Raw genomic sequence first — 11,883 nt, 5'->3', positions numbered from 1 at the left:
ACCCGCCTCACGCATCCGACCCAGCAGCGCCGACGATTCCGGCGTGCACCGCGAGGCCAAGGAATACTCGAACATGTGTGCGATCATACCGAGACCCGCTGACAAGTCGTCGCGAGCGCCGACGATGCCCGTCGGCCCGTCAACCCGACACCTGTCGAACTGTTTACACCGACGGGGATCGGGTACGCACCGGATGCGCTTCGGTCACGACGCGCTGTCGGGACGACCTCGGTTGAAACACGCAGCTGGGCGTATGCCAGTTCTTTGGGCAGTCATCGCGACTATTGATCGCGTCGGCCGCCCGCGCGTGTCTCGTTTCAGGAGTGAGGTGACGCATGGGCAAGACGGCGGCACGCATTCTTCGCGCGCGGCTGCCCCATCCCCCATGCCGCGCAATGCATCCCGCACATCCGCGGAGGTCAGCGCGCGCAGCCGATCGGCTGCCTCAGGTAAACCAACGAGCGAGGAAGGCAACCCAATGTTGTTGTTAAGCAACGGCAGTCGACGCATGAAAGAGGCAGAACAGCTCGCCGAGCGGACGTTGCACAACGTCGCGCACGGCCGCTTCGAACGCTCGCTGTCGGGGCTGACGGCCATCGCGGCCGTCGTCACGACGGCGGAAATCTATTTCGAGCATTACAAGGCCAGTTTCGGCAACAAGTGGATGTGGAGCCCGATCGTTGTGACACCGCCCGTGGTGGTCGCCGGAATCGGCGGCGTGTTCTCGCGGCGCTGGGCCAAACTCTGGCTGCCGATCACCGCGGGCGTCTACACCGCCAACGGCCTGATGGGCGAATACCTGCACGCGCGGGGGGTCGCCCGCAAGCCGGGCGGCTGGAAGAACGCGTCCTACAACGTGCCCATGGGCCCGCCGATCGCGGCCCCCGGGCTGATGTGCATGGTCGGGGCGATGGGGTTGCTGGCCTCGATCCTGCGACGCGAGCGGTTCCGGGGCTGACCGCGATGGCCGACACCTCCCGCCCCGACCACCTGCCCAACCTGCGTCCGGATCGCGAACCCCCGCACCCGTCGTGGCTACCCGAGCAGCGCCGCGGCGTCACACCCCAAATGATCGGCCGCTACCCGGATTTTGACGTGCTGGAAACCATTGACAGCTGGGACGACGCCAAAAAGAATGTGGTGCTGGCCCGGCTGGAGCCGCCCGGCCCGCTGCGCTTCTTCACCGCCGAGGAGGAGCCCTGCCTGCGCGCGTTCTGCGACACGGTGCTGGCGCAGGACCGCGAGCCGCGCGTGCCGGTGCCCGAGTCCGTCGATTCCAAGCTGGCCGACGGGCGACTCGACGGGTACCAGTACGCCGACATGCCCGACGACCGCGACACTTGGCGGCTGGTGTTGCGGGGCCTCGACGAGGCCGCATCCAGCCGCTGCGGCAAGGCGTCGTTCGCCGACGTCGACCCCGACACCCGCGAAGAGATCATCGATCAGTTCGCCGACGGTGCCCTCGGGGGCGGCGCGTGGGAGCGTCTGAACGTCAAACGCGCCTGGTCGGTATGCATGCGAATGGTGTTGTCCGGCTTCTACTCCCACCCGTGGGCGTGGAACGAGATCGGCTTCGGCGGACCGGCCTACCCGCGGGGGTTCATGCGCCTCGGCGGCGCCACCGGTCCGGCGGCCGCCCGCGAGCCGTTCGAGACCCCGGGCGCCACGGACGAGGACCCGGTCCGGGTGGTCCAGCGGGGTGAGTGGTGATGGGCGACCGGCTCCGCGGGCTCCTGAGGGGAGCGATCGGACCGAAGGACAACGAATCGCGGTTCCTGCTCGACGTGCATTCGCGCGACCTGCCGGGTGAAAAGACGATGCGGCGCTACCGCGACGACGACGAGGTCGACCTGGTGATCGTCGGGGCGGGTGCCGGCGGGTCGGTGCTGGCGCAACGGCTGGCGCGGGCCGGCTGGCGGGTGGTGATCCTCGAGGCGGGCCCGTTCTGGCACCCGGACGAGGACTGGGTGTCCGACGAGGCGGGCTCCCATTCGCTGTACTGGACACAGAAGCGCATCATCGGCGGGGATGACCCGATCGAGTTGGGTAAGAACAACTCCGGGCGCGGGGTGGGCGGCTCGATGGTGCACTATGCCGGCTACACCCCGCGGTTCCATCCCAGCGATTTTCACACCCACACCCTCGACGGAGTTGGGGCCGACTGGCCCATCCAGTACGAGGACATCCGCCCCCACTACGAGCGCGTCGAGCTGGAGTTGCCGGTGGCCGGGCAGAACTGGCCCTGGGGCTACCCCCACCGTTATTCCTTTTCGCCACACCCCATTTCGGGCGCCGCAGCCAAGCTCTGGCGGGGGGCGATGCAGCTCGGGATCGAGATGCGGGTCGGGCCCGTCGGGATCGTCAACGGCACTTTCGGCAACCGACCGCATTGCATCTACCGCGGCTACTGCCTGCAAGGTTGCAAGGTCAACGCCAAAGCCAGCCCGTATGTCACGCACCTGCCCGATGCGCTGGCCCACGCGGTGGAGATCCGTGCCAACTGCATGGCCGCGCGCGTCGAGCTCGACGAGACCGGCGCGGCCCGCGGGGTGGTCTACTACGACGAGGCCGGCGGCACCGAACGGCTGCAGCGGGCCAAGGCCGTCGCGATCGCCGGGTATTCCATCGAAACGCCGCGCCTGCTGCTGAACTCGGCGAGCGAACGCTTCCCGAATGGGTTGGGCAACAACGACGACCAGGTCGGCCGCTATGTGATGGTGCAGGGCGCCACTCAGTCGGCCGGGCGGTGGCCCGAAGAGGTCCGGATGTACAAGGCACCGCCACCGGAAGTGTCCTCGGAGCAGTTCTACGAGACCGACTCGTCGCGCGGGTTCGCCCGCGGCTTCTCCATTCAGACCGTTTCACCGCTGCCCATCGGCTGGGCCGAACATGTGATGGCCGACGGGCATTGGGGCCGCGCCCTTCGCGAGTACATGCGCGACTACAACCACTGGGCGACCATCGGCGTGCTCAACGAATTGTTGCCGCTGCCGCAGAACCGGGTCACCCTCGCCGAAGAGAGGGACCCGTATGGCATCCCGGTGGCCAGGTTCGACTACACGCTCTGCGACAACGACAAGGCCAACATGGCCTACTCCACCGAGGTGATCGGCGACATCCTGCACGCCGCCGGCGCCCAGGACGTGCTCACCATCAAGCGGTTCGCCCACCTCATCGGTGGCGCCCGGATGGGCACCCGCCCGGACAACTCGGTGGTGGACTCCGATCACCGGGTGTGGGGCGTGCCGAACCTGTTCCTGGCGGACGGCTCGGTGTGTCCGACGCAGGGCTCGGCGAATCCGGCGCTGACCATCATGGCGCTCGCCTCGCGCCTCGCACAACGGATGGCGACCGCGAAGATCGGCGCCGACGTTGCGGTGAGGCGGCCGGCGGAGGCCGGGGTCCGTGGCTGACCGCACGATCGACGTCGAGGCGACCTTCTCCCCTCGGGTGCTGCGCGAGTACGCGCTGCTGGCCGACGGCGAGCGGGGCGCCCTGCTCGGGCCGCAGGGCGACGTCGCGTGGATGTGCGCACCGCGGTGGCATTCCGACGCGGTGTTCTCGAACCTCATCGGGGGCGGCGGGATGTACGCGATCACCCCGACGGACTTGCGGCACGTGTGGGGTGGCTATTACGAGCCGGGCAGCCTGATCTGGCGCAATCGCTGGATCACCCGCGACGGTATCGTGGAATGCCGTGAGGCCCTTGCCTTTCCGGGCGACCCCGATCGGGTGGTGCTGCTGCGCCGGCTGATCGGTTGCCGCGGTACCGCGGGCGTGCGGGTGGTGCTGCAGCCGAGCGCGGTATTCGGCCGCCACGGTCCCGGCGACCCGAGCGTCGCCGACGGGGTGTGGAGCGCGAAGTCCGGCCCATTGCGGTGGCGCTGGGTCGGTGGCTGCGATGTGCGTTCGATCAAGGCGGCGCGTGGCCGCGGCGAGCTCCTCACGTGCGAGATCCCCGTCGACGAGGGCGATCAGCACGACTTCGTGCTGGAGCTCAGCGAACGCGCCCTCCCGGACCGGCCGCCCGACCCCGACATCACCTGGGACGCAACGGAGGCCGCGTGGCATCGCAGCGTGCCCGAGCTGAACTGCACCATCGCCCCGCGCGACGGCCGCCACTCCTACGCCGTGCTGCGCGGGCTGACCAGCAGCGGCGGCGGCATGGTCGCCGCCGCGACGATGAGCCTGCCCGAGCGCGCGCACACCAACCAGAACTACGACTACCGCTACGCGTGGATCCGCGACCAGGTCTACGCCGGCGTCGCCGCCGCGACGGTCGGGGCGCACGAATTGCTGGATCACGCGGTCGAATTCGTCGGCGCCCGGCTGCTCGAGCACGGGCCCGACCTCAGACCGGCCTACATCGTCAGCGGCGACAGCGTGCCCGGTGAGGAAGAGCTCGACCTGCCCGGCTATCCCGGCGGCACCGACAAGGTGGGCAACTGGGTCAACCAGCAATTCCAGCTCGACGTCTTCGGGGAGGCCCTGCAGCTGCTGGCCCGGGCGGGCCACGCCGGCCGGCTCGACGCCGAGGGCTGGCGCGCCGCGCAGGCCGCCATCGGGGCGATCGAAAAGCGCTGGCGCGAACCGGATGCGGGTATCTGGGAGATCGACGACGAGCACTGGACGCAGTCCCGCCTGGCGTGTGTGGCCGGGCTGCGCGCCATCGCCAAGGTGGCCGGCGGCGGCCCCGAGGTGGCCGGCTGCGCGTCGCTGGCCGACGCGATCCTGGCCGACACCGCCGCCAGCAGCCTGCACCCGCACGGCGGCTACTGGCAGCGCAGCCCGCGACTGCGCGGCACCGACGCGTCGCTGCTGCTGCCGCCCGTGCGCGGGGCCCTGCCTGCCGACGACCCGCGCACCCGGGCCACCCTGGACGCCGTCCGCAAGCAACTCAGCGACGACGGCTTCGTCTACCGCTTCCGGCACGACGAGCGAGACCTCGGCGACGCCGAAGGTGCCTTCCTGCTCTGCGGCTTCATGATGGCGCTCGCTGAACACCAACTGGGACATGACCATTGCGCGATGCGCTGGTTCGAGCGCAACCGCGCCGCCTGCGGACCCCCGGGTTTGTTCTGCGAGGAATACGACGTCCGGCAGCGCCAGCTGCGCGGCAATCTTCCGCAGGCCTTCGCGCACGCCCTGCTGCTGGAATGCACGTCCACCCTGGCCGATGACGCCGTCCACCACGACTGAACGAGAGGAGATTTCGGCGATGACACCGACCCCAAAGACAATTGTGATCACCGGAGCCAGCGCGGGCATCGGCCGCGCCACCGCCCAGTTGTTCGGGCAGCGGGGGGCGAACGTGGCCCTGCTCGCCCGCGGCGCCGCCGGGCTGGACGGCGCGGCGCGTGACGTCGAATCCGGCGGCGGCGAGGCGCTGGCCATCCCCACCGACGTCGCCGACCACGCGGCCGTCGTCGCCGCCGCCGACGAGACCGAGGCCGCCTTCGGCCCTATCGACGTGTGGGTCAATGTCGCCTTCACCTCCGTGTTCGCGCCGTTCAGCGACATCAGCGCCGAGGAGTTCAAGCGGGTCACCGAGGTGTCGTACCTCGGGTACGTGCACGGCACCATGGCGGCGCTGGCCAAGATGCGGCCGCGGGACCGCGGCACCATCGTGCAGGTCGGGTCCGCGCTCAGCCAACGCTCCATCCCCATGCAGTCGGCGTACTGCGGCGCCAAACACGCCATCAACGGGTTCACCGAATCGGTGCGCTGCGAGCTGCTGCACGAGCATTCGAAGGTGCGGGTCACCGTGGTGCAGATGCCCGCCGTCAACACTCCGCAGTTCTCCTGGGTGCTGTCCCGACTGCCCCGCCATCCGCAGCCCGTGCCCCCGATCTACCAGCCCGAGGTCGCGGCCCGTGGCGTCCTCTACGCGGCCGATCACCCTGAGCGCAAACAGTATTGGGTCGGCGATTCCACCGTGGTGACCCTGCTGGCGCAGAAGGCCCTCGCACCGCTGCTGGACCGCTACCTGGGCCGCACCGGCTACGACTCGCAGCAGACCGACGAGCGCGTCGGCCCGGGGCGGCCCGACAATCTCTGGCACCCGCTCGACCAGGAGCCGGGCAGCGACCACGGCGCTCACGGCGGGTTCGACGACAATTCCCACGCCATGAGCCCGCAACTGTGGGCGTCGCAGCACCCGGTGGCCAGCGGCGCCGGGGCGCTCGGCGCGGCCGGGCTGGGCGCGTGGCTCGCCGCGCGCCGGTGGGCCCGATGAGCGTCGACGCACCCGTCGACGACGTCGCCGCCCAGGTCTACCAAATCCCCACCGACGCACCGGAAGCCGACGGCACCCTGCCCTGGTCGTCGACCACGCTGGTGCTGGCCGAGGTCGCGGCTGGCGGGCGGTGCGGGATCGGCTACACGTACGCCGACGGCGCCTGCGCCGCGTTGATCACCGGGCCGCTCGCCGGCACGCTGACCGGACACAGCGCCTTGGACATCACCGGCGGGTGGCAGGCGATGGTCCGGGCGATGCGCAACAACGGCCGACCGGGGTTGGTGTCGTGCGCGATCTCGGCGATCGACACCGCCCTGTGGGACCTCAAGGGCGAGCTGCTCGGCCTACCGGTATGCCGCCTGCTCGGCATGGCGCACGAGGCGGTCCCGATCTACGGCAGCGGCGGCTTCACCACCTACGACGAGCGGCAGACCCGCGGCCAACTGGAACGCTGGGTCCACGAGTGGAAGATCCCGCGCGTCAAGATCAAGATCGGCGAGTCCTGGGGCTCCGACGAGCGCCGCGACCTCGAGCGAATCGCCCTGTCGCGCAGCGTCATCGGGCCCGATGCGCAACTCTACGTCGACGCCAACGGGGCCTACCGCCGCAAGCAGGCGGTACGGGTCGCCCACGCGATGGCCGACCAGGACGTCACCTGGTTCGAAGAACCCGTGTCCTCCGACGACCTCGCCGGGCTGCGCGAAGTGCGCGACCAGGTGATCCCCGACGTCACCGCCGGCGAGTACGGCTACGACCTGACCTACTTCGGCCGGATGCTCGCCGCCGAGGCGGTCGATTGCCTGCAGATCGACGTCACCCGCTGCGGCGGCATCACCGACTGGCTGCGGGCCGCGGCGGTGGCCGCCGCCCACAACGTCGACGTGTCGGGCCACTGCGCCCCCAACCTGCACGCCCACGTGGCGAGCGCCGTCCCCAACCTCCGGCACCTCGAGTACTTCCACGATCACCACCGCATCGAGCACATGCTCTTCGACGGCGCCCTGCCCCCCGACGGCGGCGAATTGCGGCCGGATCGACACCGGCCCGGTCTGGGGCTGGAGTTCAAACGCGCTGACGCCGAGCCGTATCGGAAAGCCTAATCCGCGCATGGACCGCGCTTCCTGGACGCGCTGGCCAGCAAGGCGTCGCCCGAGACCCAGAGCGAAGTCGACCGTGCGCTGCTGACCCGGGAGTAGCCGCAGTAGGGTCGGGCCAGTGGCGCACCTATTGGGAGCCGAGGCCATCAGCCTCGAATATCCGACCCAGCTGGTATTCGATTCGGTCACGCTGGGCGTGAACGACGGCGCGCGGATCGGCATCGTCGGCCGCAACGGGGACGGGAAGTCCAGCCTGTTGCGGCTGCTCACCGGCCAGCTGCGGCCCGACTCGGGCCGCGTGACCCGCCGTAGCGGCTTGCGCGTCGGCGCGCTCAGCCAGGCCGATACCCTGGACCCCGCCCACACGGTGGGCTGGACGCTGGTCGGCGAGGCGGCCGAACATCAGTGGGCGGGCAACCCGCGGGTCCGCGATGTGGTCGACGGCCTGGTCTCCGACATTGCTTGGGATACAACGATCTCCACGCTCAGCGGGGGTCAGCGCCGGCGGGTGCAGCTGGCCCGGCTGCTGGTCGGCGAGTGGGACGTGATCGCCCTCGACGAGCCCACCAACCATCTCGACATCGAGGGCATCACCTGGCTGGCCGACCATCTCAACCAGCGTTGGGCGCGCAACACCGGCGGGCTGCTGCTGGTGACGCACGACCGCTGGTTTCTTGACGAGGTCGCCACCACGACGTGGGAGGTGCACGACGGGATCGTGGAACCGTTCGAGGGCGGCTACGCGGCCTACGTGCTGCAGCGCGTCGAGCGAGACCGGCTGGCTGCCACCGCGGAGGCCAAGCGACAGAACCTGATGCGCAAGGAGCTGGCCTGGCTGCGCCGCGGCGCCCCGGCGCGGACCTCGAAGCCCAAGTTCCGCATCGAGGCGGCCAACCAGCTGATCGCCGACGTGCCGCCGCTGCGCAACGCCGTCGAGTTGGCCAAGCTGGCCAGCGCCCGGCTGGGCAAGGACGTCGTCGACCTGCTCGACGTGTCGGTGGCCTTTGGCGGCCGCCCGGTGCTGCGCGACGTCGAGTGGCGGATCGCCCCGGGCGAACGCACCGGGATCGTCGGCGCCAACGGCGCCGGGAAGTCGACGCTGCTGGGGCTGATCGCCGGGACCATCACGCCCGACACCGGACGGGTCAAGCGCGGCAAAACCGTTCAGCTGGCCGTTCTCGACCAGCAGGGCGACGCCCTGGCCGGCCTCACCGGCGACCGCATCGCCGACGTGCTGGGCCGGCTGCGCGGCGGCTACGAGGTCGAGGGCCGCGAGGTGACGCCGACCCAGCTGCTGGAGCGGCTCGGCTTCGGGCGCGGCCAGCTCTCCGCCCGCATCGGCGAACTCTCCGGAGGCCAGCGGCGCCGGTTGCAGCTGATGCTCACGCTGCTCGCCGAGCCGAACGTGTTGCTGCTCGACGAGCCGACCAACGACGTCGACACCGACATGCTCACCGCGATGGAGGACCTGCTCGACTCGTGGGCCGGGACCCTGATCGTCGTCTCGCACGACCGCTACCTGCTCGAGCGCATCACCGACCAGCAGTACGCCATTCTCGACGGACGGCTGCGACACCTGCCCGGCGGCATCGACGAGTACCTTCGGCTGGCCGCCGCGCGGGAAACCGACGCGGCCGCCGGGGCGGCCCGACCCGAGGGGATGTCGGGAGCCGAGCGCAGGGCCGCGGAGAAGGAGCTGGCCGGCATGGAGCGCCAGCTTGCGCGCCTGGCCGACCGGATCTCCGACAAACATCACGAGCTGGCCGAGCACGACCAGGCGGACCACGTCGGCATCACGCGGCTCACCACGGAATTGCGCGCACTCGAGGACGAGGTCGCCTCCACGGAGAGTCGGTGGCTGGAGCTGTCGGAGAGTCTCGAATGACCGGCCCGGCTGCCCTCGCCCTAGCGCCAGCGCAGTAGCACGAACTCGGCGCTGAAACCCGGTCCCATCGCGAGCATCAGCCCCGGGCCCCCGCCGGGCGGCGGCTTGGCGATGGTGTCTCGCAAGATGTGCAGCACCGACGCCGACGACAGGTTCGCGACCTCGCCCAGCGAGCGCCAGGTCAGCTCGAGGGCATCCGGGGGCAGATCGAGGCTGTTGCCGATCGCGGTGATCACCTTCGGACCGCCGGGGTGGGCCACCCAGGCGGCCACGTCGTCCTTGGTCAGCCCGTGGTCGCTCAGGAACCGGCCGACGTCGTCGGCCAGGTAGCGGTCGATGAAGTTGGTGAGCTCCGGCGACATCACCAGGTGCAGGCCGGCCGAGCTGACGTTCCAGGCCATGATGTGCAGCGATTCGGGATACAACCGGCTGCGGGAATCGACGATGTCGGGCCCGCTGGGGCTCAGCCGCTCGGCGCGACGGTCGCCGACGGCGACCACGGCGGCCGCCCCATCGCCGAACATGGCGGTGCCCACCAGCCCGGACACGGTCGGCTTGACCGCCGGGAAGGTGAGCGAGCACAGCTCGACCGACACCAGGACGGCGACGCCGTCCGGCGCGCCGCGCAGGTAGTCGTGCAGCCGGCCCACCCCAGCCGCCCCGGCCGCACAACCCAGCCCGAACAGCGGCACCCGCCGCACATCCGGACGCAGGCCGAGCCGTCCGGCGATCCGCGCGTCCAGCGACGGCACCGCCACACCGGTGACCGTGGTGGTGGCGATCATGTCGATGTCCTGCGGCTGCAGGCCGGCCTCCTCGAGCGCGCCCAGCAGCGCCTCGCAGCCGAGTTCGACGGCGTGTTCGATGAAGATCTCGTTCGCCTCACCGAAGTCGGCGACCGACGGGTACCGCTCCAGGGGCAGGACCAGGTGACGGCTGTTGACCTTGGCGGCGGCGTGCAACCGACGCACGATCTCCTCGTGTTCGGTCAATGCGGGGAATTCGACGAGCTGGTCGGTGATTTCGGCCTGGCTGTAACGATGCTGCGGCAACGCTCCGAATACACCCGCGATGACGCTCATGCCCGACCCTTTTGCTTGCATCCCAGCCCGAATGCGACTTTCGCCAATTTCCGAAGTTTATGCGGTTGCCGATAATTCGGCAAAAGTTTGAAGTATTCGACATGTGCCTTATTGCGCCGGGATGTGTTCATTCGGAGTCCTTGTTTCTCAGCGCCATCGCGATCAGGGCGTCGGCGGCCAGCTCGTCGATCGCGTCGGCGATCGGTTCGGCGACAACGTTTTCCGTGCCGCCGGCGAGTAGGAGAAGCTTGTCGAGCAATCCGGTTCTTCGTAGCTCGGCGAGTGGAATGCTGCGCAGCGAATTCCATACCCTTTCCTCCTCCGATTCCCGGTCCTCGCCGCGAAATAGCTGCTGACGCAGATGGTCGGCCAGCGCGGCGGGAGTGGGATAGTCGAAGATCAGGGTCCGCGACAGGGCCAATCCGGTCGCCGTCGTCAGCCGGTTGCGCAGTTCAACGCCGGTCAGCGAATCGAAGCCGAGGTCGGCGAAGGCGCGGTCGCGATCGATGGCCCGCCCGTCGGGGTGTCCCGCGACAGCGGCGGCATGCTCGCAGACCAGCTCAGCCAGTCGCCGCTGCTGCTCCCCAAGAGCCAGGGCGTGCAACTGCTCGGCCAGATCCGGGGACCGGCTTAGGTTGGCGGGCAGCGCTTCCTGCGTACCACGCAGCCAGAATCGTTGGCGGGCAAAGCCATACGTCGGCAGGTCGACACGTCGGCCCCCGGAGCCGGCCAACACCGCCGGCCAGCCTACGGACACCCCGGCGGTGAACAGCCGTCCGGCCGCCGCCAGCAGCGACTCGACTTCGGGACCATCCTTGGGCAGGGTGATCACCGAGATGGGTCGCTCGGTGGTCAGCGACTGATCCACCGCCGCGCTCAGCCCGCCGCCCGGGCCCACTTCCGCGAACGCCGTCACCCCGAGGGCCTCGGCGGCGCGTACGCCGTCGAGGAACCGCACCGGCCGGCGCACGTGCTCCACCCAGTAGCGCGCGGACCCGTACCCTGGGCCGGCCGGCTGCCCGGACACGTTGGAAATCAAGCCTATTCGCGGCGGCCGCGGCGCGACGTCGGCGACCAGCCGGGCGAACTCGTCGAGCATCGGTTCCATCAGCGCCGAATGAAAGCCGTGCGAGACCGCCAGCCGGTGCGTCCGCCGGCCGCTGTCCGCCAACCGATCCGCCACAGCGGCCACCGCGGCGCGCTCACCCGAGAGGACCACCGCATTGGGGCCGTTGACCGCCGCGATGCAGACACCATCGCTCAGCATCGGCGCGACCTCGGCCTCCCCGGCGCTCACCGCCACCATCACCCCGTCCCCCGGCAGCGCTGCCATCAGCCGGCCACGCGCCGCCACGATGCGCGCCGCGTCTGCCAGCGACACCACGCCGGCCACCTGCGCCGCGGCGATTTCGCCCAGCCGGCGTTGTTCGCGTTCGAGGTCGCCCTGGCCGCGCTCTGGCGGTCCTGGGGGGTTACTCCCGATGTGGTGCTGGGCCATTCGGTCGGCGAAATCGCCGCGGCGCAGGTGGCCGGCGTGGTGTCGCTGGCAGACGCGGCGCGCATCGTGGCGGCGCGTGGCCG

The 11,883-nt window shown here is 70.1% G+C and carries 9 protein-coding genes and 1 pseudogene; 8 read left to right on the top strand and 2 right to left on the bottom strand.

The genetic code is table 11. The annotated features are described in order from the left end of the window. The first annotated feature begins 478 nt into the window (after window positions 1-478). The 7 genes from A5695_RS09470 to A5695_RS09440 all read left to right on the top strand — a co-directional run bounded on the left by A5695_RS09470 (window position 479) and on the right by A5695_RS09440 (window position 9,220). Window positions 479-958 carry a hypothetical protein gene (locus A5695_RS09470; protein ID WP_068080297.1) on the top strand — a complete coding sequence of 160 codons (480 nt, stop codon included), beginning with the start codon at window positions 479-481 and terminating at the stop codon, window positions 956-958. A gap of 5 nt (window positions 959-963) precedes the next feature. Then, entirely contained in the window at window positions 964-1,710 is a 747-nt protein-coding gene (locus A5695_RS09465) for a gluconate 2-dehydrogenase subunit 3 family protein (protein WP_068080295.1), read from the top strand. Continuing rightward, window positions 1,710-3,413 carry a GMC family oxidoreductase gene (locus A5695_RS09460; RefSeq protein ID WP_068080293.1) on the top strand — a complete coding sequence of 568 codons (1,704 nt, stop codon included), beginning with the start codon at window positions 1,710-1,712 and terminating at the stop codon, window positions 3,411-3,413. Before A5695_RS09465 ends, A5695_RS09460 begins: the two co-directional genes overlap by 1 nt. Continuing rightward, a complete protein-coding gene (locus A5695_RS09455; protein ID WP_068080291.1) occupies window positions 3,406-5,199 on the top strand; it encodes a glycoside hydrolase family 15 protein in 1,794 nt (597 codons plus the stop codon). Before A5695_RS09460 ends, A5695_RS09455 begins: the two co-directional genes overlap by 8 nt. A 19-nt stretch (window positions 5,200-5,218) precedes the next feature. Then, window positions 5,219-6,235 (top strand): SDR family oxidoreductase, encoded by a 1,017-nt coding sequence (locus A5695_RS09450; protein WP_197515425.1) that lies wholly within the window; start codon window positions 5,219-5,221, stop codon window positions 6,233-6,235. Next, window positions 6,232-7,338 (top strand): enolase C-terminal domain-like protein, encoded by a 1,107-nt coding sequence (locus tag A5695_RS09445; protein WP_068080303.1) that lies wholly within the window; start codon window positions 6,232-6,234, stop codon window positions 7,336-7,338. Before A5695_RS09450 ends, A5695_RS09445 begins: the two co-directional genes overlap by 4 nt. 115 nt (window positions 7,339-7,453) lie before the next feature. Beyond that, a complete protein-coding gene (locus A5695_RS09440; protein ID WP_068080289.1) occupies window positions 7,454-9,220 on the top strand; it encodes an ABC-F family ATP-binding cassette domain-containing protein in 1,767 nt (588 codons plus the stop codon). Window positions 9,221-9,240: 20 nt separating this feature from the next. On the opposite strand, the gene A5695_RS09435 is transcribed toward A5695_RS09440, so the two are convergent. Together A5695_RS09435 and A5695_RS09430 are read right to left on the bottom strand one after the other, a co-directional pair. After that, on the bottom strand, window positions 9,241-10,302 hold the full coding sequence (locus tag A5695_RS09435) for a type III polyketide synthase (RefSeq protein WP_068080287.1): 1,062 nt from the start codon (window positions 10,300-10,302) through the stop codon (window positions 9,241-9,243). Window positions 10,303-10,429: 127 nt separating this feature from the next. Further along, window positions 10,430-11,719, bottom strand: a pseudogene (locus A5695_RS09430) (acyltransferase domain-containing protein); the annotation flags it as partial. A gap of 6 nt (window positions 11,720-11,725) precedes the next feature. Here A5695_RS09430 and A5695_RS29510 point away from each other — a divergent pair. Continuing rightward, the coding region (locus A5695_RS29510; protein WP_304442341.1) for an acyltransferase domain-containing protein at window positions 11,726-11,883 on the top strand (158 nt) is incomplete at its 3' end.

It is taken from the genome of Mycobacterium sp. E1747, from assembly GCF_001667775.1.
Classification (GTDB): Bacteria; Actinomycetota; Actinomycetes; order Mycobacteriales; family Mycobacteriaceae; genus Mycobacterium.
This window is presented reverse-complemented; position numbering and strand designations above follow the sequence as displayed.